This is a genomic window from Saccharothrix obliqua, assembly GCF_019375475.1.
GTDB classification, from domain to species: domain Bacteria; phylum Actinomycetota; class Actinomycetes; order Mycobacteriales; family Pseudonocardiaceae; genus Actinosynnema; species Actinosynnema obliqua.
Genome location: NZ_JAHXGQ010000014.1, coordinates 89,538 through 112,538, shown reverse-complemented (window position 1 = coordinate 112,538; position 23,001 = coordinate 89,538). Strand labels below are relative to the sequence as shown.

Sequence of the window (23,001 nt, the reverse complement as noted above, 5' to 3'; positions counted from 1 at the left end):
CTCCCGTCAGGTCAGGGACTCGCGCACCACCCGCAGCAGCGCGGCGGCCGAGTCCCGCAGGTAGAAGTGGCCGCCGGGGAACATCCGCAGGTCGAACGACGAGGCGGTGTGCCCGGCCCACGCGGCGAGGTCCGCCCGGCCCACCTCCGGGTCGTCGACGCCGCCGCACGCGGTGACCGGGCACGGCAGCGGCGGGTCCGGCCGGTAGCGGTAGCCGCGCACGACCGCGAAGTCCGCGCGCAGCGTCGGCAGCAGCAACGACATCAGCCGCCGGTCGGCCAGCAGCTCCGGCGGCGTGCCGCCCAGCCGGGCGAGCCGGGTGAGCACCACGTCGTCGGGCTCGGACAGCCCCGGCGGCGGCGTGGCACGCAGGTGCGGCGCGGGCCGGGCCGACACGAACAGGCGGACGGGTCCGTCCTGCCCACGCGCACGCGACCACCTGGCCAGCTCGAACGCCAGCAACGCGCCCATGCTGTGCCCGAAGAACGCCAGCGGCCGGTCCCGGTACGGCTCCAGCGCCTCGCCCACGGCGGGCACCAGCGCGTCCAGGTCGGTGAACGCCGGGCGCATCAGGCGGGCCTCCCGGCCCGGGAGCTGGACGGCGACGACCTCCACCCGCCCGTCGAGGTGGCGGGGCCACCCGGCGTAGGCGGAGCTGCCGCCGCCCGCGTACGGGAAGCACACCAGCCGGACGGCGGCGTCGGCGACCGGCCGGTGGACCACGACGCCCACCGGCGACGCGGTCGTCACCCGTCCTCCCGCCACGACGACGCCTCCACCCGCAGGTACGGCGGGAAGGGCGGGATGTCGTCCGGGCGGGCCTCCAGCACCACCTGGTCGCCGTCCCGGTCGACCTCGCGGAAGCCGTTCATCCGGTAGGTCACCCGCATCATCCGGTTCCGGTCGGTCGGCACGAAGTCCGCGCGCAGCCGCACCCCGGCCTGCTCCGCGAGCCGGCGCAGGTGCGTGATGAGCACGCCGCCGACACCGCGCGAGAGCACCCGGCAGGACATCAGCAGCAGCTTGACCGTCCACACCCGCTCGCCGGTCTCCAGCAGGGCGAGCCCGATCGTGCCGTAGGGCCCGAACCGGTCGTCCAACCGGGCCACCAGCAGCTCGTGGTCCGCCGACAGCCGCAGCCGGTCGAGCTGCTCGCGGGAGTACGTCCGGCCCGTCGTGTTGAGCTGGTTGGTCCGCACGGTCAGCTCGTGCGCCCGCGCCAGGTCGCCCTCCTGGGCGGGCGCGATGCGCAACCGCATGTCCAGCGTCGCCAGGAACTCCGCGGGCGCGCCGGTGTACCGCTCCTCCACCTCCCGGCGGCGCTCCTCGGCGCGGTACATCTCACGCCGCCGGGAGGCGTCCTCGGTGACCACGGCGGGCGTCAGCTCCGACAGCCCGGTCAGCCGCCCCGGGTCGCGGGCGTCCAGGCACAGCACCTCGGGCACGGCGAACGCCACCTCGGCCCGCTCGAACTCGTCGTCGTCGACGAACGCGAGCGCGTCCAGCCCGATGTTCAACGCCTCGGCGACCGCGCGCACCGACTCGGACTTGGCGCCCCAGTTGATCTGCGGGTGCAGGAAGTAGTCCAGCAGCCCGAACCGGCGCAGCGCCGCCGTGGCCGCGTCGTGGTCGTTGCGGCTCGCGATGGAGTGCAGCACGCCGCGGCCGTCCAGCTCCCGGATGACCTCCACGACCTCGGGTCGCGGCGTCACCTCGCCGTCCTCCAGCAGGATCCCGTCCCACAGCGTGTGGTCGAGGTCCCAGACCACGCACTTGACGGTTCGGGCGCGCGGGCGCGCGGGATGGGTCGTCACGTCGTCACACTCCACTGCCGTCCGGGCGCCCGGTCCGGTTCGGACCGGGCGCGGAACATGTAGGCGGCTTCGGCGATGGTGATCTGCTGGAGCTGGGTGCTGCCCTCGATGATCTCCATGACCTTCGCGTCCCTCAGGTAGCGCTGCACGGGGTGGTCGCCGCCGATGCCCCGCGCGCCGTGCACCTGCACCGCGTCGTCGGCGGCACGCATCGCGGCGCCCGCGGCGAAATACTTGGCCAGCCAGGTGGCCTGCACGGACCGCGGGTCGCCCGCCTGCCGCAGCAGGCCCGCCTGGCGGCACAGCAGCCGCGCCGCCGCGGCGGCGGTGACCATGTCCGCGAGCATCCGCTGCACGAGCTGGTGCTCGCGCAGCGGTCGGCCGAACTGCTCGCGGCTGTCCGCGTGTGCCAGCGAGGCCGCCGCGCACGCCTCGACCAGCCCGACGCAACCCCAGGCGACGCTGTACCGGCCCAGTTCCAACGCGCTCGCGCCGACCGCGGTCAACCCGAAACCGGGCCGCGACACCCGCGCGTCGTCGGGCACCCGGCAGTCGTCCAGCAGCACGTCGCCCAGGTGCGACGCGCGGGTGCCCAGCGCACCCCCGCGCGGTGTCACGGACAGCCCCGGCCGGTCGCGCTCCACCAGGAACGCGGTCGGCTCGCCGGCCAGCTTGGCGAACACCAGGAAGACGCCCGCGATGCCCGCGCAGGTGATCCAGTGCTTGTGCCCGGTCAACGCGTACCCGCCGGGCACGCGCTCGGCGCGGGTGGTGATCGCGCCCGCGTCGCTGCCCGCGCCCGGCTCGGTGAGGGCGAACGCGCCGACCGCGCGGCCGGTCGCCAGCTCGGGCAGCCAGCGCTCGCGCTGCCCCGGGCTGCCCCACCTGGCCACGGCGTGCGACACCATGCTGTGCACGGTGAGCAGGCTGCGCACCGACGAGCACGCGCGGCCCACCTCCTCGCACAGCATCCCGAAGCTGATCTCGTCCAGTCCTTCGCCGCCGTGCCCGACCGGCACGGCGGCGCCGAGGTAGCCGTGGTCGGCCAGCAACGCCACCACGGCGGGCGGCAACTCGCCGGCCGCGTCCCACGCGTCGGCGTGCGGCACGAGGTGCTCGTCGGCGAACGCCGCGAACCGCTCCCGCGCCAGCCGCTGGTCCGGGTCGAGCCCGGTGCTCGCGAACGTCACCGCCGTCAGCCCCGGTCGGCCGCGCGGCTCTTGCGCTCGACCATCCGCGCGATCGCCGAAACGCTGTTGAAGTTCTCCATCTCCAGGTCCTCGTCCTCGACCGGCACGCCCAGTTCGTTCTCGACGAACAGCACCAGCTGCATGACGAACAACGAGTTGAAGTGCCCGGTGGCGAAGTAGTTCTCGTCGTCGTCGATCCGGTGCCCGTGCAGGAACTGGTCGAGAAATGCCCGTACCCGCTGCCTGATGTCGTCCATGTGCCCGCCTTCCGCCGTGCTCACCGCGCCACGTCCCCGCGGTAGGAGTAGAAGCCCTGCCCGCTCTTGCGCCCCAGGAGACCGGCGTCGACCATGCCGCGCAGCAGCGGGCACGGCCGGTACTTGCTGTCCGCGAAGCTGTGGAACAGCCCCTCGATGGAGCGCAGCACGGTGTCCAGCCCGATCAGGTCGGCCGTCTCCAGCGGACCCATGCGGTGGTGGAAGCAGCCCTTGAAGAGCCGGTCGATCTCCTCGACGCCCGCCACCCGTTCCTGGAGGAGGAACACCGCCTCGTTGATGGTCGGCATCAGCACCCGGTTGGTGACGAAACCGGGCGAGTCGGCCACCACCACGCCCTCCGCGCCCATGCGCGCGAGCAGGTCCAGCGCGGTGCCCACCGTCGCGTCGGTGGTGTAGTGCCCGCGGACGACCTCCACCACGGCCTTCAGCGGCACCGGGTTCATGAAGTGCATACCCAGCACCCGCCCCGGTTCGCGGACCAGGCCCGCGATACCGGTGATCGGGATGACCGACGTGTTCGCGGCGAACACGCGGTCCGGGCGGCACACCTCGTCCAGCACCCGGTACACCGACTTCTTGATCTCCCAGTCCTCCGTGACGTTCTCGATCACGAAGTCGACGGGCGCCAGCTCGGCGGGATCGGTGGTGAACGCGATCCGGTCGAACGTGCGCGCGTCCTCCTCGCGCGAACCACCGCCGCCGAGCAGGCGGCGCATCCGCAGCCCGTCCCGCACGCCCCGCCGGGCGGTGTCCAGGACGTCCTCGGTGCGGTCGACGAGGACCACCCCGTACCCGGCCGCCGCCACGGCCTGCGCCACCCCGGTGCCGATCACCCCGGCCCCGACGACGCCCACCAGCTTCGTGCCGCTCATGTTCTCCCCTGTCGTCGTGCTCATGCGTCCACCCCACCGGCCCACGTCCGGGCCACCGCCGGCCGCAGCAGCGCCGCCAGCTCGGCCACCGTGGGCGCCGCCAGCAGTTCGGCCAGCGACGTGCGCACGCCGAGCTGCCGGTTGATGCGGCCCACCACCTCCAGCCCGGTCAGCGAGTGGCCGCCCAGTTCGGCGAACACGTCGTCCACGCCGACCCGGCCGACGCCCAGCAGTTCCTGCCAGATGCCCGCGAGCAGCCGCTCCAACTCGTCGCCCGGCGCGCGGTAGGGCGTCAGGACGTCGCGCCGCCGGTCGCCGTCGCCCGCCCGCCTGCTGATCGACGTCCGGTCGCCCGCGGCGTCGCGCGCGATGTCGGCCGCCACCGCGGCGAGGTCCCTGGTGCACACCACGACCTGCGGCCCGATGCCCGCGGCCAGCACGCGGCTCAGCGCCACACCGCCCTCGGCGGGCCGGATGCCGGTCTCCAGGTGCGCCGCGAGCGGCGCGCCGCCGGCGGCGGGCGTCGCCGACTCCGGGTACCGGAACACGGCGATCTCCCGGCTGTCGCCGGCGCGGGCGCCGGCCAGCACCTCGTCCAGGTCGCCGACCCGCTTGAGCACGAAACCGTCGACGGCCACCAGTTCCCGCCCGTCCTCGTCCAGCAGGACGAAGTCGGCCGTGGTCGTCTCCCGGCCGGCGCGCTCGGCGGCGGTGTCGGCGTAGCGGTGGTAGCTGAACAGGCGGCGCGGCATCGGCCGCAGGCAGCGCAACTCGCCGTAGGTGACCGGGACGCGGAACTCCTCGTCCAGGTGCAGGCCGACGAAACCGGCGGCCAGGTCCAGCAGCGACGGGTGCAGCTCCAGGTGGTCCAGGTCGCCCGCGAACTCCGCGGGCAGCTCCAGCTCGGCCAGTGCTTCCCGCTCGCCCGCGTGAATCCGCCGCACGCAGCGGGAACGCGGGCCGAAGCCCATCGGGCCCACGTGCTCGACCCGGCCCAGGTCCGCGGTGCGCGCGGTGATCGCCGCGAGGTCGAACACCCGCGGTTCGGCGGCGGGCGCGGGGCCCACCCCGCCCGCGGCGTGCGCCTGCCACCGCCCGTCGGGCAGTTGGCTCACCGTGGTGAACTGCCAGGGCACCGCGGTCTTGTCCACGACCACGCGCAGCTCACGACCCGCGCTCGCCATGAACGGCGTGTAGAACCGCACGTCGGTCAACGTCACCGGGCCCGGTCCGGCCAGTTCGGCGCACACCGCGCGGACCAGTTCGAGGTGGCCGGTGCCCGGCACCACCGGTTCGCCCCGCATCCGGTGCTCGTCGGTCAACCACGACGCCTCGCCGCCGAGCGCCGCCCGGTACACCGCGTGGGTGCTGGTGTGCTCCAGGCAGGCGTCCAGCAGCGGGTGGTCCACCGGACCCGGACCGCCGTGGTCGCCCGCGAGGTGGCGGTGCGCCATGCCCGCCTGCCGCCAGGCGTCCCAGTCGACCGCGACGACCTCCGCGCGGTGGCCCCGCGCGGCGGCGTGGTGGGCGAGCGCGTCCAGCACGGCGTTGCCCGCCACGTAGTCGACCTGGCCGATGGCGCCGGTGACGGCCAGCGTCGAGGAGCACAGCACCACCTGCGCCACGTCGAACTCCTCGGCCAGCTCCACCACCGCCGCGCCGCCACGCACCTTCGGCGCGAGCACGCGCTCGGCCGCCTCGGGGTCCTTGAGCTGGATGAGGCCGCCACCCGCGACGCCGGCGGCGTGCACGACGCAGTCGATCGGCGCGACCCGCGCGGCGCGGGCGAACGCGGCACGCAGCCGCGTGGTGTCGGTGACGTCCGCGGCGAGCGTGAGCACCGGTCCACCCGCCTCCTCCAACGCGGTGATCGCCCGGATGCGGGCGGTGGTCGCGTCGGCGTGGCCGGCGCGGGCGAGCCAGGCAGGCCACTCCGCGCGGTCCGGCAGCGGGGTGCGGCCGATCAACGTCACCACGGCGTGCTCGACGCGCACCAGGTGGTCGGCGAGGGCGAGGCCGACCGCGCCGAGACCGCCGGTGATCACGTAGTGGCGGCCGGGCGTCGCGGGCCGGTCGACGGCCAGCCGCACCCGGTGGAACACCTGCCGCCAGCGCCGCCGCCCGCGCAGCGCGACGACCGCCTCACCGGAGGGGTCGACCAGTTCCGCGAACAGGCCCCCGGTGCGCTCGGTCGGGTCGCCGTCCAACGCGATGTCGACGACGCGGCACGCCAGGTGCGGGTGCTCCAGGGGCAGCACCCGACACGGGCCGAGGACCGCCGCCTGCTCCGGCGAGCCGCGCTCCGCTCCGGTGACCACCATCAGCTCGCGCGTCACGACGGCCAGGTCCACCGGGTCGGTGCCCGGCAGCCTGCCGAGCGCGCCGGTCAACGCGAGCAGGTCGGAGAACGCGGTCGAACCGTCCTCGCCGACCGCGTCCGGACCCAGCAGGTACGCGATCCGCCGGGGCGCCCGGCCCTGCTCCCGCAGCTCGGCCAGCAACGCGTCGTAGTCGTGGTCCGGCGGCGGGCCGCCCCGCACGGTCACCTCGTGCCCGGCCGCGGTCAACGCGTCCGCGAGGTCGCGGCACGCCCCGGCCCGGTCGGCCAGCAGCAGCCAGTGCTCGCCGGTCGACGTCGGGACGGCCGCGTGCCGCGGGTGCGGCGGCAGCGGGGCCCAGGCGGGCGCGTGGAACCAGTCGGCCACGGCGGGTTCCTGCGTGGCGGGCGGTCGCGCCCGCGCGGGCTCCGGCGCGGGCTCCACCCAGTGGCGCTCGCGCTGGAACGGGTACGTGGGCAGCGGCACCCGGCGGGGCGCGGGCCCCGGCTCGGCCGGCCGCTCGACGTCCACCCCGGACAGCCAGAGCTTCCCGACCGCGCCGAGGAAGAAGCGGTCCTCGGGTTCGCGGTCGAACACGCCGGGCAGGCTGGGCACCGCGCGGACGCCCTGGTCCGGGTCGTCGGGCGCGAGCTGGAGCGCGAGGCTGCTCAACGTCCTACCCGGACCGACCTCCAGCAGCAGCCTGCCCGGCTGCTCCCACAGCCGCTCGACGCCCCGCGCGAAGCGCACCGGCATCCGCAGGTGCCGCACCCAGTAGGCGGGGTCCGCCACGTCCTCCGCCGTCACCCACCGACCATCCACATTGGACAGGTACGGGATGCGCGGCGCACCGGCCGGCGTGCCGGCCACCAGTTCGGCGAACTCCTCGGCGATCGGGTCCATCATGGGCGAGTGGAAGGCGTGCGAGGTCTGCACGGCGGTGGCCGCCACGCCCCGCGCGGCGAGCCGGTCACGCAGCGCGGCGACGTCGTCCACCGGTCCCGCGACCACGCACAGGCGCGGCCCGTTGACCGCCGCCACCGCGACACCGGGCGGCAGCGACGCGGAGACCTCGTCCTCGGCGAGCGGCACGGCCAGCATCGCGCCGGGCGGCAGGCCGTCGATCAACCGCGCCCGGCACGCGACCAGGCGCAGCGCGTCCTCCAGCGTGAGCACACCGGACAGGCACGCGGCGACGTACTCGCCGATGCTGTAGCCGATCATGGCGTCCGGGCGCACGCCGTGCGCCAACCACAGCTGTGCGAGCGCGTACTCGGTGACGAACACGGCCGGCTGCGCGTACCGGGTCCGGTCCAGCTCCGACGTCCGGGGCGCGCCACCGCGGCCCAGCACGCGGCGGAGGTCGACCCGGCCGCCCTCCTCGGCGTCGGCCGGGTGCAGCAGCTCGCGGATGTCGCGGCCCAGTTCCGGGCGCAGCAGCTCGGCGCAGCGGTCCACCGCCTCCCGGAACGCCGGCTGGGTCCGGTACAGGCCCGCGCCCATGCCGGGGCGCTGCTCGCCGAGGCCGGGGAACATGAAGGCGATCGGCCGCTCCCGCCCGGCGGGCGGGCCGGTGTGCACGGCACGCGGGTCGCGGGTGGCCAGCGACCGCGCGGCGGTGGCCAGGTCGTCGGCGATGACGAACCGCCGGTGCGCGAACGCACGCCGACCGGTGCGCAGGGTGTGCTCGACGTCGGCCGGTTCCTGGTCCGTGCGGGCCAGGTGCCCGGCCAGCCGGTCGGTCGCCTCCTCCAACGCGTCCGCGGTGCGCGCCGAGAGCACCAGCAGCCGCGCCGGACCACCGGTCGGGGCGGGCGGCGGCGGTGGCGGCTGCTCCAGCACCACGTGCGCGTTGGTGCCGCCCATGCCCAGCGACGTGACCCCGGCGCGGCGCGGACGCCCGTCCGCGGGCCAGTCGCGCAGCTCGGTGTTGACGTGGAACGGCGTGCGGTCGAACGGGATCTCCGGGTTGGGGCGGGTGAAGTGCAGGCTCGGCGGCAGCACGCCGTCGCGGACCGACAACGCCGCCTTGATCAGCCCGGCGACGCCCGACGCCGCGTGGGTGTGCCCGATGTTGGTCTTCACCGAACCGATCGCGCACGTGCCGGCGGGCGCGCCCGCCGCGCGGAACACCCGGGTCAGCGCCTCGACCTCGATCGGGTCGCCGAGCCGGGTCGCGCTGCCGTGGGTCTCCACGTAGCCGACGCTCGCCGGGTCCGTGCCCGCCATCGCGTGCGCCGCCCTGATCACCGCGGCCTGGCCCGTCACGCCGGGCGCGGTGAAACCCGCGCGGTCGGCGCCGTCGTTGCCGATCGCCGAGCCGAGGATCACGGCGTGCACCGTGTCCCCGTCGGCGAGCGCGTCGGCCAGCCGCTTGAGCACCACGACGCCCGCGCCGTTGCCCGGCACCGTGCCGTCGGCGTCGGCGTCGAACGCGCGGCAGCTGCCGTCGGCGGAGAAGATCCCGCCGGGCTGGTGGTGGTAGCCCACCACCTGACGGGCGCGCACCGTCGCGCCGCCCGCCAGCGCGAGGTCGCAACCGCCGCTCAGCAACGCCTGCCCGGCCAGGTGCACCGCGACCAGCGAGGTGGAGCACGCGGACTGGACCGTCACGGCCGGACCGGTCAGGTCGAGCTTGTAGGCGATGCGGGCCGCCACGTAGTCCTTCTCGTTGGCGATGTCGCGGGCGAACCGCTCCGCCGGGTCGTCCGTCGGCGGCAGCCCCGGCAGGTAGCTGTTGTAGTAGGTGCCCGCGAAGACGCCGACCGGACCGGGCACGCGGGCCGGGTCCCACCCCGCGTCCTCCAACGCCTCCCACGCGCACTCCAGCAACGCGCGTTGCTGGGGGTCGACCAGGTCGGCCTCCTTGGGGCTCAAGCCGAAGAAGCCCGCGTCGAACAGGTCGGCCCCGGCGAGCACGCCCTGCGCGCGCACGTACGCCGGGTCGGCCAGGGCGTCCTCGGGCACGCCCGCGTCAGCCAGTTCCCGCGTGGTGAAGCGCGTGATCGACTCGACGCCGCCACGCACGTTGCGCCAGAACTCGTCCCGGTCGCGCGCGCCGGGGAACCGGCACGCCATGCCGATGATCGCGATCTCCAGACCGGTGGTCACGCGTCCTCCTCGCGCTGATCGGCCTCGCGCCGCGCACGCAGCAGGCGGTCGCGGCCGGCGGCCAGCCGGGCGGCGCCGGCGGCGACGTCCCCGGCGGCGACCACGTCGGGCACCGCCGCGGGGTCGTCCAGGTAGCGGGCGAGCGCGCGCACCGTGGGGTGCACGAGCAGCACCGACACCGGCACCTCGTGGCCCATCCGCGCCGCGATCAGGTCCGCGACCCGCACCATGGCCAGCGAATCGCCGTCCAGGTCGAAGAAGTTGACCCGCGCGTCCACCACCTCCCGGCCCAGGACCTCGCCCCAGATCGCGGCGACCGCCCGTTCCGTGCCGGTGCCGGGCGGCGCGCCCGGCCCGTCCACGCGGGCGGCGAACAGCTCGGCCAGCCGGAGCCGGCGCACCTTGCCGGTGGCGTTGCGCGGCAGGTCGTCGACCACGAACACGCGGCTGGGCACCTTGTACGGGGCGAGCCGCGCGGCGACGTGCGCCCGCACCCCCTCCTCGTCCACCTCGACACCGGGCCGGGGCACGACGGCCACGGCCACGTCCTCGCCGAGGGTGGCGTGCGGCAGCGCGAACGCGGCGGCCTGCGCCAGGTCCGGGTGGTCGGCCAGCACCGCGTCCACCTCGGCGGGCGCGACCTTCGACCCGCCCCGGTTCACGATCTCCTTGACCCGGCCGACGAGGTGCAGGTACCCGTCCTCGTCCAGCCGGCCGAAGTCACCGGTGCGCAGCCAGTCGCCGACGCGCGCGGCGGCGGTCGCGTCCGGGTCGCCGTGGTAGCCGCGCGTCACGTTCGCGCCCCGGATGGCGATCTCGCCGTCGGTCCCGGTGGGCACGTCGTGGCCGGCGGCGTCGAGCACGCGCACCGGCTCGCCCACCGGCAGGCCCACCGAACCCCGCTTCCGGACACCCGGCGGCAGCGGGTTGCTGGTGACCAGCGAAGCCCCTTCGGTCATGCCGTACGCCTCGATCACCGGCGCGCGGAACACGCGTTCCAGCTCATCCAGCACGGGACCGGGCAGCGGCGCGGACGCCGAGCGGATGAGCCGCAGGCGCGTGGCGGCCAGTTCGGCGGCGTGCGCCGGTGCGGCTTCCAGCAACGCCCGGTGCATCGCCGGGACGGCCGTGTACCAGGTCGGCCGCGACTCGCTCAGCCAGGTGAAGAACCCGTGCGCGTCGAAGCCCGGCGGGCAGATCACCGACGCGCCGCGCACCACCGACGCCAGCAGCGTGCTGACCAGGCCGTGGGCGTGGAACAGCGGCATCACGTTCAGGCAGCGGTCGGCGGGGCCGAGCGCGAAGGCACGCGCGGTGTTGCGTGCCGCCGCGCACAGGTTGCGGTGGGTCAACCGCACCTGGCGTGGCTGCGCGATCGTCCCGGAGGTGAACAGCACCAGCGCGTCGTCCTCGGCGGCGGCCGGCCGGTCCGGCGCGGGCGGCCCGACCGGCTCGCCCGCCAGCTCGAACACCCCCGCGACGGCGGAATCCGGCGTCACGGTCAGCACTGCGGCGCCGTGCGCCCGCGCCACGTCCGCCGCCGCACCGGCCGCGTCCGGCGGCACCAGCACGGCACGCGGGCGCAGGGCCGTGAACAGCCGGCCCAGCTCGTCCGCCGGGAGCGCCGGGTTCAGCGGCGCGCCGAGCGAGTGCGCCGCGACGCCGAGGAACGCGGCGGCCAGCGCGGGCCCGCTGGGCAGGGCGAGCACGACCACGTCGTCCCGGCCGACGCCGAGCCCGCGCAGCGCCTCGCCGGTCCGGCGCACCAGCGCGACCAGCGCCCGGTAGCCGAGGTCGCGGTGGTCGGGCGCGGACAGCGCGGCGGCGTCGCCCAGCGCCTCGGCCCGCGCCTCCAGCACGTCGAGCAGGTGGTCCTCGGTGTCGGTCACCGGCATAGCGCGTCCTCCAATGTGTACAGACCGGGAGCGGCCTCGGCGACGAAGCGGGCGGCGGCCAGGACACCGGGCACGAACGCGGCGCGGTCGTCCACCCGGTGCCGCAGCTCGACCAGCTCCCCCGCGCCGGCGGCGAGCAACCGGTGCTCGCTGACGCCGCCGCCCATCCGGAACGAGGCGATCTCCGGCAGCTCGCCGTGCCGCCCGCGCCACACGTCCGCCAGGTCCAGCGCGGTGGCGCTGGGGCGGTCCCGCTTGCCCGCGAAGTGCACGTCCACCACGCCCGCGCCCCAGTCCGACCCGACCCGTTCGGCAAGTGCGGCGACAAAGGCGCGCACGGCGACCAGCGCGGTGCTGAAGTTAGCCGCCCGCAACACCGCCCGTTCCCGCGCGACCTCACACAGCAGGTCGAGGTCGGCCGCCGTGAGACCGCTGGTCCCGATGACCAGCGAGCAGCGGGTCCCGCCCGCCTCGCGCAGCAACCGCCGCGTGCCCTCCGGCGTGGTGAAGTCGATGACGACCGGCGCGACACCGGGCACGTCGCGCAACGCCCCGACAACGCCCGCCTGCGCACCGGCCGCGCCCGGTGGCCCCGGCTCGTCGCCCGCCCCGCGGGCTTCGACAGCGGACCGCCCCGGGTCGTGGCCGCCGTTCCCGGCAGACCCCGGCGCGTCGCCCGCCCCACGAGCCCCTGTGGCAGACCGCTCGGAGTCGGCGGAGGCGTCAACCCCGTCCGGCCGCTCCCACCCGTCACGCAGGCTCAGCCGGGCAGCGAGCGCCAGGTCCTCGCTGCCCGCGACGGCGGCGGCGAGCAGGCGGGCCATCCGGCCCCTCCTGCCGCACACCGCGGTGGCGATACCCATGTCAGCCCGCTCCCCCCGACACGCCCATGCGGCGCGCCAACTCCGCCTCGACCATCCGCCGCCCGCCGAAGTAGCCGTCCGGCGTGACGGGCCCGGCGGGCAGGCCCAGGTCCGCGACCAGGTCGGCGGCCACCGCACCGGTGCGGTGCACGAGGTCCGTGGCCGCCGCGAGCACCGCGACCACCGCCTCACCACCGACTTCCACCACGCGCGAGCCGTGCTCCCCGAGCGCGTCCCCCAGCAACGACAGCTCGATGTCCAGCCGGGTCAACTCGTGCGCGAGGAGCTGCGACGTGCTGAACACCGGGCCGGACGTCGCCGTAGCCGCGAGCACGCGCCGCAGATCGGCGACGACCGCCGTGGCGTGCCGCCACGCGATCCCGGCGTAGGCCCACGCGCACGTGTCGATCGCCCGCAGCAACGGACCACCCGGGTCCGCGACCCGCACCGGTCCGGACACCAGCGCGGGGTCCACCACGACGTCGGTCACGTCGACCCAGCCCGCGTCCCCGACCACCACGCCCCGCGCGGTCAGGTCCACCAGGCACAGCCGCGTCCCGTCCGCGAAACCGGTCACCACCACCGCGGCGGCACCGGGGAACGCGACGCGGAACCGACCGGCCAGCACGACGCGGCCACCCTCCTCGCGGGCGTGGACGGCGGGCTCCCCCCAGGCCAGCGCGGCGTTCGCGGTGAACGCCGCGAGCGCGGTGGGCAGCCGCCCGGCACGCGCCGCCACGAGGGTCGGGTGGTCGCGGAACTCCGCCAGCAGCGGCCGGACGCCGTTCAGGTGCTCGTTGGCCGCCGCCGCCACCACGAACGGCACGTCGGCGGGCACGGCCTCACCCGGCGCGAGCCGGACCAGCAACCCGGTCAACGCGCTCATCCGACGCCACCGCCACGTGCCGAGCGGATCAACGCCACGATCCCGTCCACCGTGGCGAGCGCGTCGCCGTCCCGCTCCGGGTCCACCACGACGCCGTACCGGTGGTCCAACGCCTCGACCAGGTTGAGGTAGGCGATCGAGTTGACCCCGGCCGCCTCCAGCGAGCCACCGCTGTCCCGCAGGTCCTCCGCCGTGACGACCCGCCCCGTGGCGACCACCACCAGCGACTCCACCTGGTCACGCAGGTCTCCGACACCCCGTGCGCTCATGTCACCCCTCCCCTCCGCCGCGCACCAGCCGCAGCAGGTCGGTCATCCGGACCTTGCCCGGCGACGAGCGCGGGACGTCCGGCACGAAAGTCACCTTCTGCGGCACCTTGAAAGGCGCGAGCGAGCCCCGGCACGCGGCCACGACGTCGGTACGCCCCACGGACCCGTCCGCCGCGACCGCCGCGTGCAGGAAGACCTGGTCGTCGGCGTCCCGGTCGGCGAACACGACGGCGTCACGCACACCGGGCACCGCACGCACGACCTGCTCCACCTCGCGCGGGTCGACCTTGCGCCCGGCCAGGTTGACCGGACCGCCGGTGCGGCCGGTGACGAACAGCCGACCGCCCTCCCAGTGCCCGGTGTCGCCGCTCGGGTGGAAGCCGTCCGCGTCCCGCGCGGCCTCCAGGACGCCGGGTGCGTTGAGGTAGCGCGTCGCCATGGAACTGCTGCGCACCATGACCTCCTGCTGCCCGGCGGCGTTGCGCGTGATGCGCAGCGTCACCCCGGGCAGCGGCGTGCCCAGCCCCCGCCGGTGGGCGGGGTCGCGCTCGAACGTGCACGGCCCGGTCTCCGCGATGCCGTAGTAGTCGGCGATCCGGACCGAGTAGCGCTGCTCGAACCGCGCCCGCACGTCCGGCGGCAGCGGCGCGCCCGCCGAGAACGACACGGCGAGCCCGGCGAACCGGTCGGCGGGCAGGTCGGCGTCCGCCAGCACGCGGTAGACGGCGGGGAACGCGACCAGCCGCGTCGCACCCGAGTCGGCCATCGCCCGCAGGACGCGGGCCGAGGTCGGCAGTCCGCGGAACAGGTGCAGCTCGGCGCCCACCAGGAACGTCGACAGCAGGGACGTGTTGAACGCCAACCCGTTGGTGAGGGCCGCGAGGCACAGCGTCCGGTCGTCGGCGGTCATCCCGGTGCCCTCGACCCAGTTGCGGGCCGCGTTCACCACCGCTGTGCGGGAGAACTCCAGGCACTTGGGCGATCCCGTGCTGCCGGAGGTGAACCGGCACACCGCCGTGTCCGGGTGCAGCGCGGGCGGGTCGTCCGCGACGGGTGCGGTGGTGACCACCGCGTACCGGTCGCCACGCAGCGGGACGACGCGTTCCGCGTGCGGCACCCGCTCCACCCTCGGCTGGTCGACGAGGAACACCTCGACGCCGCAGCCCTCCCGGATCGCCGCCAGCTCGGAACCGCCGAACTCGGCGTCCACCAGCAACGGCACGCGGCCGGTGCGCAGCAGCGCGAGGTAGGTGACGACGTACTCGACGCTGTTGGCCGCGTGCAACGCGACCCGGTCGGTCGCACGACCACGCAACGCCTCGTCCACGTCGATGGCACGAGCCGCCACCGCGACCGCCAATTCCCGGTAGGACAACCGGTCCGCGCCTTCACCGAGCGCGGTGCGGTCACCGGCGCGGCGGCAGGCGTCGGCCACGTCGTCGTAGAGCGCCGAGGCGTTCACCGCGCCACCCCCGCGGTGTCCCACTCGGCACGCGCCGCGAAGCTGTGGTTGGTGATCGTGAGCATCGTGGTCTGGCTGCCGCCCGCCATCCGCAGGCCGCGCAGCTGGGCGAGGTCCCGCAGCGACGGGTTGCCCCACATGTAACCCGCGCCGCCTTCCAGGTCGCAGCACGCGGCGGCCAACGCGCACGCCCGCTCGACGCAGAACCACTTGAGCGCCGCGACTTCCGGCACCGGCCAGGAGCCTGAGTCCAGCCGGGCGCAGGCACGCGCGACACCGGCCTCCGCCAGCTCCAGGTCCGCCCGGAACCGCGCCAGCGCGTGGCTGTTGACCGGCCACGCGGCGAGCGGTCGCCCGCCGAGCGCGCGCTCACCCGCGTACCGCGTGATCCGGTCGAGCAGGCGGCGGTGGACCAGCGCGGCGTCGGCGGCGATGAGGAAGCGCAGCAACGTCATCACGCGGTTCCAGCGCAGGTGCCTGCCGACGCCGCCGCTGGAGACGATCCGCGTGGCCGGCACGCGCACGTCGGTGAACTCCAGCCGGGCCGAGTCTGCGGACCGCGTGCCGAGCTTGTCGTACACCTCGGCGACCCGCAGGCCGGGCCGGTCCTTGTCCACCGCGACGATGGCGGGCGAACCGTCGAGCAGCACGCGGGTGAAGCACAGGCCCGCGACGGCCCCGTTGATGACGAAGAGCTTGGCGCCGTTGATGACCAGGTCGTCACCGTCGCGGACCGCCGTGGTCGGCTCGTCCGCCGACGGGTCGGTGTCGGCCTGGCACGCGACCAGGCGGCCGTCGAGCAGGCGGGGCAGGAACTCCGCGCGCAACGCGGGATCGGCGTCGACCAGCCACTGGCACGCGACCTCGTTCTGGACGTGCATCCCCAGGGGCAGACCGACATCGCCGAGCCGGGACACCGCCTCGCCCAGCACCAGGCTGCCGAGCACGCCCAGTCCCGCGCCGCCGAACTCGGTGGGCAGCGACACCCCGAGGTAGCCGGCCTCGCCGAGTTCCCGCCACGCTCGCCCGGTGAGCGGCCCGTTCGCGGACTCCCGCCAACCGGCCAACCGCGCGTCGGTGAAGAAGTCACGCGCCCGCGCCCGCAGCGCGTGGTGCGCCGGAGTCAGCAATGCCGCCAGATTCCCGTTCTCCAACACGCTCACCCACCCCACCCGGTCACCGCTGCACGGCCCTGGCTGTACGCGCCGGTGAAGAAACCCCACACCCGCGGCACGTAGCGCGCCGAAGTCAACAACGCCACCAGATTCCCGTTACCCAACACACTCACCCACCCCACCCGGACCCCGGCTCGCGGCCGTGGCTGTACGCGCCGGTGAAGAAACCCCACACCCGCGGCACGTAGCGCGCCGAAGCCAACAACGCCACCAGATCCCCGATCCCCAACACACTCACCCACCCCACCCGGTCACCGCCGCACGGCCGTGGCTGTACGCGACGGCATCGCGATCGAGCTTGCGCGCGCCGGGGTCGGGCACCCCGATCGCCAGCAGGTAGACCACCTCGTCCTCCTCGGGCAGCCCGATCAGGTCACCGCACCGCACTTCGTCGAACCCCCCGATGCACGTGATGCCCACACCGTGCCGCGCCGCGCCGAGGCACAGCGACTGCGCGACGTGCGCCGCGTGGTAGTGGATCTCGGCCAGTGCCGCGCGACCCCGCTCGGCCAGCAGCCGGCGCACGGGGACGTGCAGGTGGACGAACGCGGCGGCGTGCCGCAGCCCCGGCTGGCCCATGCAGGTCGCGAGGACCTCCTCCTCGGTCACCGCACGGGGTTCGCCGACGAGGTGCAGTGCGTGCGCGGGCGGCGAGTACGCGTACACGCCGGGCGCGAGCCCGTCCGCGGACCGCACCAGGACGCGCACCCCGACCCCCCGGGAATCCGCGCAGTCGACGTCCGCCGGGTCCGCCGCGTCGGCGAACAGGTCCAGCACCTGCCGCGCGGTGAGCGGTCGCGGGAGGAAACCCTTGGCCGAGCGGCGGTCGAGCGCGACCCGCGTGAAGTCCTCGCCTGCCGCGGCCACGCCGTGCGGCAGCGGGACGACCTCGCGCGCCGGCTGCTCCGGCGGCTCGACGGACGTGGAGCGCCCGAGCCTGGGCGCGGCGACCTCCGCCGCGTACGGGCTGACCTCGCGCAGCTCCTCCCAGTTCGCCCGCTCCTCCGCGTCCGGGGGCTCCAGGCGGGCCGGTCGGCCGGTGTGCCAGACCGGTGCCGGCGCGCCGGCGTGCGGTTCGCCCCCGTCGAACCGGCCGCCGGACAACGTGACGACCACCTGCGGCTCGCGGCACATGTCGGTCAGCGCGAGGGTTTCGGCGAGGCGTCGGCGGTCGAACCGCACGTGCACCACCGCGTCCAGCCCGAGTTCCCGGGCCGACACCGCGATGTTGCTCGCGGCGTGGCCGATGTCCAGGTGCGTGTACAGGTAGCCGCGCAGCCCGTACTTCACCATCGCCTTCCACGGTCGTGCCACCAGGGTGACCACCGCGCGCAGCGACCGGTCGGGTGGCACCGCCAAACCGGTGCGCCGGACCAGTTCCGGCAGGGGGACGACCCCGCACCCGGGCAGCGCGCGGATGCGGGCCGTGTCGACGTCGTAGAGGTGGCTGGTGCCGTCGGGCAGCCCGACGACGACTTCGAACGGGTACAGCGCACCCGCGGACGGCGTCGTGCGCGCCTGCACGGAGATGCCGTGCTTGCCGACCACCGTCCCTGTTCGCGGACCGCAGCCGCGGCCGAGCACGAGGGCCAGCGCAGAACGGAAGCCGTCGACATCCCGCGCGGGCCCGTCGCCCGCGACGGCCGCGGGGAGCGCGTGGCCCGCGCGCAGCCTGGTGGCCTCCCAGAATCGGAGCAGAGACACTTGATCGGACCCGCTTTCCGCCTGGCGCGCCGACGTCCGAGCGCCGCGCGTCGCCGTGATCTTCGGCCGGGATCCATCGTGGTCACCGGGCGCCGAAGCGGGCGTCTTTCAACTTGCGCAGCAAAAAGCAGCGGCGGGCAATCCACAAGACGCCGCACCGCGCCGGCCGGTGCCAGGCTGCACCGGATCCGATTCCCCGCCGGAGGGCGAACGCCGGTCGCGTGACCGCCGACCGGGCGGCGGGTCCGTCCGGCACCACGCGCCGAAGGAAGGTCGAAACGATGGGGCAAGGCACCAGCGCTGTGGACGGCTCGCACTTCGCGCTATCCCTGGAGCAGGAATTCCTCCGAGCGCAGCACGAGCACGACGGGTCGGCCGGTGATTCCGCACCGCGCCTGATCTCCAGCGGTGGGTGGCGGCTGACCGGGGAGCTGGACCTGGCGTTGTTCGAGCGGGCGCTGTCCGATGTGGTGGCACGCCACGAGGCGTTGCGCACCTCCGTCGTGGTCGGCCCGGACGGGTTGCGCCAGCAGGTGCACGCCCCCGCGACGCCGCCGCTGGAGGTCCGGGACCTCCCCCACGACCCGGACGTGCCGCGCGACGAGCGGGCCGAGCACTTCCTCAACGAGATCGAGGGCGGCACCTGGGAGGTCGGCGAGGGTCCCGCGTTCCGCGCGTTCCTGGGCCGGTTCGACGACCGGGACGCGGTCCTCGTCCTGGTGGCCCACCTGCTCGTGGTCGACGTGTGGTCGCTGAGCATCGTGGCGCGCGACATCACGACCGCGTACCAGGCGCGTGCCGCCGGCCGGGAGCCGGAGGCCGCCGACATCCCCGCCTACCGGGACTACGCCGCGAAGCAGGCGGCTCAGCGGGGCGCGGGCGAGAAGGTCCACGCGTTCTGGCGCGACAAGCTCCGGGGCGCCGAGGCGATCGCCCTGACCGCGGACCGGCCGCCCGCGCCGGACGGCGTCACCGGCACCCGGTGCGACCGCTTCCTGCTGGACGCCGAGCTGGGCGCGGCCACGCGCGAGTTCGCCAAGGCGTCCCGCTGCTCGCTGTTCATGGTGCTGTTCGCCGCCTACCGGCTGCACCTGTTGCGGCGCACCGGGATGCGGGACGGTGTGGTGTGGACGCTGACCTCCGGTCCGGGTCGGCGCGACCGGTGGATGGAGAACACGGTCGGCTACTTCGTCAACATGTTCCCGCTGCGCACGGACCTCGCCGGGTGCACGACGTTCCGCGAGGTCGTCGAGCGGACCAAGGCGACGTGCGTGGAGGCGCTGTCCCGGGAGATCCCGTTCGTGGAGCTGGCGAGCCAGGCGTCCGACGCCATCGGGCAGCTGGAGCGGGGCGGCATGGTGGTGCCCGGTTTCCAGATGTCGCCCTACCCGCTGTCGGTGCGTGCCGAGTCCGCCGGCGGGCTGTCCTGCACGCAGGTGCAGCGGCGGCTGTCGCAGGAGTTCGGCCCGGACATCCCGGACGACGCGATCCTGTGGACGGCGGAGGTCGCGCACTCCGGCGAGTTGCTGTTCGCGGTCAACAGCAGCATCGACCGCTACGACCGGGAGACCATCGCCGGGATGATGGCGGAGTTCCACGCGGCGCTCCGCGACGGGGTGGGCGAGCCGGACGCGCCGCTCGCCGACATCGCCCGATGACCGCGCCACGCCGACCGTCCACAGCGGACCAGCCCGCGACACCGGCCCAGCAGGGCCTGTGGTTCCTGCACGAGCTGCTGCCCGACAGCGCGCTCAACACGTGCTTCGCCTACGACGTCACGGGACCGCTCGACGTGGACGCGCTGCGTGCCGCCTGGCGGACGCTGCTGCGCCGGCACGACGCGTTGCGGTACTCGGTGCGCGAAGTCGGCGGGCTGCCGGTGCTCGACGCGTCCGGGCCGGGCGCGGACGCGGTGGTGGTCGACCTGGCCGGTGACGCGGCGGCGGCCGAGCGGCGGCGCGCGGAGATCGCCGCGACCCCGTTCGACCTCGCGGCGGGTGGTCCGGTCACGCTCACCGTGCTGCGCGTGCACGACCGGCGGCACCTGGTCGTGCTCGCGGCGCACCGGCTCGTCGCGGACGAGTCGTCGCTCGCGGTCCTGGTGGACGAGTTGGGCCGGTACTACGCCGATCCCGGCACGCACCTGCCCCCGGCGCCGCGGTTCACCGACCGCGGACCCGTCGGCGAGGAGGCGGCGGCGCTGCGCCGGTGGTGGCGGGCGGCCCTCGCCGCCGGTCCCGCGCCGGCGGCCGTGCCCGCCGACCGCGTCCGCCCCGCCGAACCGTCCCGCGCCGCCGGCGAGATCCGCTTCGACTGGGGACCCGACCTGGGCCGTGCGCTGGCGGAGCGGTCCGCCGCCGAGGGCGCCGCGCCCGAGGTGTTCCTGCTGGCGGGTTTCCTCGCGCTGCTGTCCCGCTACGGCGGCGAGCGGCGGGTCTCGGTCGGGCACCTGGTCGACGCGCGCCCGATCGGCGGCCGGTCGGAACGCGTCGTGGGACCGTTCGGCAACCTGGTGCTGGTCGACGCCGACGTGGACCCGACCGCGTCGTTCGGCGACCTCGCGCGGCACGTCGACTGGCGGCGCGCGGACGCGCTCGCCCACCGGCAGCTCCCGTACAGCGATGTGGTGCGGTTGCTGGGCGGTCCCCGCGCGGTGGACCGGATTCCGCTGTGCGACACCACTTTCGCCGTCGAGACGGTGCCGGAGCTGTGGTTGCCGGGCCTGGTCGCGCACGGCACGCGGGTCGGCACCGGCGGGTTGCTCACCGACGTGGCCCTGACCGTGGAACCGGTCGGTACCGCCGTGCGCGGGCGGTTGGAGTACCGGGAGAACCGCTACGACGCGACCACCGCCGCCGCGGTGCTCGCCCAGTGGCGCACCCTGCTGACCGCAGCCCTGCGCCACCCGGCGACCCCGGTCGGCGAACTGCCGCTGGAGACGCCGGGGCAGACCGCGGCGGCGGTGCGGGCGGCCGATTTCGTCGGCAGCGCACCGGAACCGCGGCGGCCGGTGCACGTGGCCGTGCGCGAGCAGGCGGCGCACCTGCCCGACGCGCCCGCCGTGTCCTGGCAGGGCGAGGTCGTCACGTACGCCGAGCTGACCACGCGGGCCGGCGCGCTCGCCGCCCGCCTGCGACCGGGCGGCGGCCCCGTGGCGGTGCGGGTGCCGACCGGGCCGGAGCACGTCGTGGCGCTGCTCGGCGCGTTCACCGCCGGCGGGCACGTGGTGTGCCTGGGCGGCGGGGTCACCGGCGGCCGGGACCGGGAGATCCTGGCCGAGCTGCGACCACCGTGCCTGGTGGTGGCGGACGCGGAGGACGCGGCCGGCGAGTTGGCGCGGTGGTACCGGGACGAGATCGGCGGGCAGGTGGTCGCCGTGGCGGACGCGGTGCCCGACGCCGAGCCGGACCCCGTTGTGCCGGCTCCCCGCCTGCCGAGCGCGGTCTCACCCGGTTCCGCGCCGCCGGACCGGGTCCCGCCGGGCAGCACCTCCGGTGGTGCGGCTCGCGGTGAAGCCCATGGCGGGCCGCGCAGCGCACCCGGCAGCGTCCTGGGCGTCCGACCACGCGACGAGCCGAGCGGGGGCGACGACCCGGCCGCCGCACCCGGAGAACCCGACGACGAGTTCGCCGGCCTCCGCAGCGCGCCCGGCAGCGTCCTGGGTGTCGGACCCGGCAGCACCCCGGACAGCGCACCCCACGACCAGTCGGGCGGCGTCGGCCCTCGCGGTGACACCCCGGACGATGAGCCGGACGACGAACCCGGCGACGGGCCGGTCGAGGAGGACGACGAGGCGAACGGGTTGGACGACCTCGCCTACATCGTCCACACGTCGGGCTCGACCGGGCGGCCCAAGGGCATCGCGCACACCCATGCGAGCTTCGCCCAGTTCGTCGACTGGGTGGTCACCGAGCTGGGCATCGGTCCCGGCGCGCGGGTCGCGCAGTGGTCCGCTCCCGGGTACGACGCGAGCCTGTGCCAGATCTTCACCCCGCTGGTGGCCGGTGCGACGCTGTGCCCGGTGCCGGACAAGGTCCGGGTGGACCCGCGCAAGCTCGTGCGGTGGTTGGTCGACGAGCGCGTGACGTTGTTCGAGACGGTGCCGAGCTTCGCCCGGCAGCTCCTCAAGGCGTTGCGCGAGCGGGACCCCGAGCTGCCCCGGCCCGCGTTGCGGCAACTCCTGCTGGCGGGTGAACCGCTGCCCGGCGACCTGGCGGGACGGCTGCGGGCGGAGCTGCCGGGTGTCCGGCTGATCAACCTGTACGGCCCGACCGAGGCGATCCTGGCGACCTGGCACGACGTCACGACGCCGGTCCGGGGGATGGTCCCGATCGGACGCCCCCTGCCCGGCCGCCAGGTGCTGGTGCTGGACGACCACGACCGGCCGTGCGCGCCGGGTGTCCCGGGTCAGCTCGTGATCCGGAGCCCGTACGTGACGACGGGGTACGTCGGCGGTGGCGGGGAAAGGGCTTTCCGCCGGCTGCGCGACGACGACCCGCTGCCGTGCTACCGCACCGGTGACATCGGTCGGCAGCGCTGGGACGGCCTGCTGGAGTTCCAGGACCGCCGCGACGCGCAGGTCAAGTTCTTCGGCAACCGCCTGGAGCTGACCTCGCTGGAAGCGGCCCTGACCGACCACCCGTCGGTCGCGCAGTGCGCGATCGTCCCGGTGGTCGACGGGGACGGGCTGGTGCTGCGCCTCGCGGCGCACGTGGTGCCCGAACCCACCGCGCCGCGGGAGGCCGCCGCGCTCGCGGCGCCGCTGCGGGCGCACCTGAGGGAGCGGTTCGGCACGGCCACGCCGCCCATGGCGTTCACCGCCGTGGCCGACCTGCCGCGCACCGCGAGCGGCAAGCTCGACCGCCGCCGGCTGCCGGCACCACCGGCCGCGCCGGCGGTGCGGGCCGCGGAGGCCGTCGAGGCCGCGGTGGCGGCGCTGTGGACGGAGCTGGTCGGGACGACACCCGCGCCGGACGACTCCCTGTTCGCGCACGGCGGGCACTCCCTGCTGCTGCTGCACCTGCTGGACCGCGTCCACGCGCGGTTCGGCGTCCGGATCCACCTGCGCGACTGCCTCGCCCGCCCCACGGTGGCCGAGTTCGCCGCGCTGGTCGCCGCGGCCGATGTGGCCGCGGCGCGCACAACGACGAACGAACAGTGAGGT

General features: G+C 75.4%; 17 protein-coding genes. 2 read left to right on the top strand and 15 right to left on the bottom strand.

What is annotated here, in order from left to right:
* Positions 1-6 precede the first annotated feature (6 nt).
* From KZQ38_RS32305 to KZQ38_RS32245, 15 genes are read right to left on the bottom strand one after another with little or no spacing between them, the layout of a single operon-like run.
* Positions 7-750 carry a thioesterase II family protein gene (locus KZQ38_RS32305; RefSeq protein ID WP_308258698.1) on the bottom strand — a complete coding sequence of 248 codons (744 nt, stop codon included), beginning with the start codon at positions 748-750 and terminating at the stop codon, positions 7-9.
* Positions 747-1,814 (bottom strand): HAD-IIIC family phosphatase, encoded by a 1,068-nt coding sequence (locus KZQ38_RS32300; protein WP_219447701.1) that lies wholly within the window; start codon positions 1,812-1,814, stop codon positions 747-749. The genes KZQ38_RS32305 and KZQ38_RS32300 overlap by 4 nt, the downstream gene beginning before the upstream one ends.
* Positions 1,811-3,004: an acyl-CoA dehydrogenase family protein gene (locus KZQ38_RS32295; RefSeq protein ID WP_308258697.1), complete on the bottom strand. Its 1,194-nt coding sequence runs from the start codon at positions 3,002-3,004 to the stop codon at positions 1,811-1,813. Before KZQ38_RS32295 ends, KZQ38_RS32300 begins: the two co-directional genes overlap by 4 nt.
* A 5-nt stretch (positions 3,005-3,009) precedes the next feature.
* Complete coding sequence (locus KZQ38_RS32290; RefSeq protein WP_308258696.1) at positions 3,010-3,285, bottom strand: acyl carrier protein; 276 nt, start codon at positions 3,283-3,285, stop codon at positions 3,010-3,012.
* Positions 3,282-4,178 (bottom strand): 3-hydroxyacyl-CoA dehydrogenase family protein, encoded by an 897-nt coding sequence (locus tag KZQ38_RS32285; RefSeq protein WP_257902761.1) that lies wholly within the window; start codon positions 4,176-4,178, stop codon positions 3,282-3,284. The genes KZQ38_RS32290 and KZQ38_RS32285 overlap by 4 nt, the downstream gene beginning before the upstream one ends.
* On the bottom strand, positions 4,175-9,583 hold the full coding sequence (locus tag KZQ38_RS32280) for a type I polyketide synthase (RefSeq protein ID WP_219447696.1): 5,409 nt from the start codon (positions 9,581-9,583) through the stop codon (positions 4,175-4,177). Before KZQ38_RS32280 ends, KZQ38_RS32285 begins: the two co-directional genes overlap by 4 nt.
* Positions 9,580-11,478, bottom strand: a complete 1,899-nt coding sequence (locus tag KZQ38_RS32275) for a non-ribosomal peptide synthetase (RefSeq protein ID WP_219447695.1) — start codon at positions 11,476-11,478, stop codon at positions 9,580-9,582. The genes KZQ38_RS32280 and KZQ38_RS32275 overlap by 4 nt, the downstream gene beginning before the upstream one ends.
* A complete protein-coding gene (locus tag KZQ38_RS32270; protein ID WP_219447694.1) occupies positions 11,469-12,341 on the bottom strand; it encodes a 4-hydroxy-tetrahydrodipicolinate reductase in 873 nt (290 codons plus the stop codon). Before KZQ38_RS32270 ends, KZQ38_RS32275 begins: the two co-directional genes overlap by 10 nt.
* Position 12,342: 1 nt before the next feature.
* Positions 12,343-13,227: a hypothetical protein gene (locus KZQ38_RS32265; RefSeq protein WP_219447693.1), complete on the bottom strand. Its 885-nt coding sequence runs from the start codon at positions 13,225-13,227 to the stop codon at positions 12,343-12,345.
* A complete protein-coding gene (locus KZQ38_RS32260) occupies positions 13,224-13,496 on the bottom strand; it encodes a hypothetical protein (protein ID WP_219447691.1) in 273 nt (90 codons plus the stop codon). Before KZQ38_RS32260 ends, KZQ38_RS32265 begins: the two co-directional genes overlap by 4 nt.
* A 1-nt stretch (position 13,497) precedes the next feature.
* Positions 13,498-14,958 (bottom strand): class I adenylate-forming enzyme family protein, encoded by a 1,461-nt coding sequence (locus tag KZQ38_RS32255; RefSeq protein WP_219447689.1) that lies wholly within the window; start codon positions 14,956-14,958, stop codon positions 13,498-13,500.
* Complete coding sequence (locus KZQ38_RS32250; RefSeq protein WP_219447687.1) at positions 14,955-16,121, bottom strand: acyl-CoA dehydrogenase family protein; 1,167 nt, start codon at positions 16,119-16,121, stop codon at positions 14,955-14,957. The genes KZQ38_RS32255 and KZQ38_RS32250 overlap by 4 nt, the downstream gene beginning before the upstream one ends.
* The gene (locus KZQ38_RS36700) at positions 16,118-16,246 is read right to left on the bottom strand and encodes a hypothetical protein (RefSeq protein WP_257902760.1); all 129 of its coding nucleotides are present in this window, start codon (positions 16,244-16,246) and stop codon (positions 16,118-16,120) included. Before KZQ38_RS36700 ends, KZQ38_RS32250 begins: the two co-directional genes overlap by 4 nt.
* Positions 16,243-16,371: a hypothetical protein gene (locus tag KZQ38_RS36695; RefSeq protein ID WP_257902759.1), complete on the bottom strand. Its 129-nt coding sequence runs from the start codon at positions 16,369-16,371 to the stop codon at positions 16,243-16,245. The genes KZQ38_RS36700 and KZQ38_RS36695 overlap by 4 nt, the downstream gene beginning before the upstream one ends.
* Entirely contained in the window at positions 16,368-17,837 is a 1,470-nt protein-coding gene (locus tag KZQ38_RS32245) for a nitroreductase family protein (protein ID WP_219447685.1), read from the bottom strand. The genes KZQ38_RS36695 and KZQ38_RS32245 overlap by 4 nt, the downstream gene beginning before the upstream one ends.
* A 281-nt stretch (positions 17,838-18,118) precedes the next feature.
* On the opposite strand from KZQ38_RS32245, the gene KZQ38_RS32240 reads away from it, so the two are divergent.
* Both KZQ38_RS32240 and KZQ38_RS32235 read left to right on the top strand, forming a co-directional pair.
* Positions 18,119-19,495: a condensation domain-containing protein gene (locus tag KZQ38_RS32240; protein WP_219447684.1), complete on the top strand. Its 1,377-nt coding sequence runs from the start codon at positions 18,119-18,121 to the stop codon at positions 19,493-19,495.
* Positions 19,492-22,998 (top strand): AMP-binding protein, encoded by a 3,507-nt coding sequence (locus tag KZQ38_RS32235; RefSeq protein ID WP_219447681.1) that lies wholly within the window; start codon positions 19,492-19,494, stop codon positions 22,996-22,998. The genes KZQ38_RS32240 and KZQ38_RS32235 overlap by 4 nt, the downstream gene beginning before the upstream one ends.
* The last annotated feature ends 3 nt before the right edge of the window (positions 22,999-23,001 follow it).

Bases quoted from the DNA above. Each gene is read 5' to 3' on its own strand.
- KZQ38_RS32285 (WP_257902761.1), bottom strand. From the start codon at position 4,178: ATGAGCACGACGACAGGGGAGAACATGAGCGGCACGAAGCTGGTGGGC.
- KZQ38_RS32275 (WP_219447695.1), bottom strand. From the start codon at position 11,478: ATGCCGGTGACCGACACCGAGGACCACCTGCTCGACGTGCTGGAGGCG.
- KZQ38_RS32270 (WP_219447694.1), bottom strand. From the start codon at position 12,341: ATGGGTATCGCCACCGCGGTGTGCGGCAGGAGGGGCCGGATGGCCCGC.
- KZQ38_RS32265 (WP_219447693.1), bottom strand. From the start codon at position 13,227: ATGAGCGCGTTGACCGGGTTGCTGGTCCGGCTCGCGCCGGGTGAGGCC.
- KZQ38_RS32260 (WP_219447691.1), bottom strand. From the start codon at position 13,496: ATGAGCGCACGGGGTGTCGGAGACCTGCGTGACCAGGTGGAGTCGCTG.
- KZQ38_RS32240 (WP_219447684.1), top strand. From the start codon at position 18,119: ATGGGGCAAGGCACCAGCGCTGTGGACGGCTCGCACTTCGCGCTATCC.
- KZQ38_RS32235 (WP_219447681.1), top strand. From the start codon at position 19,492: ATGACCGCGCCACGCCGACCGTCCACAGCGGACCAGCCCGCGACACCG.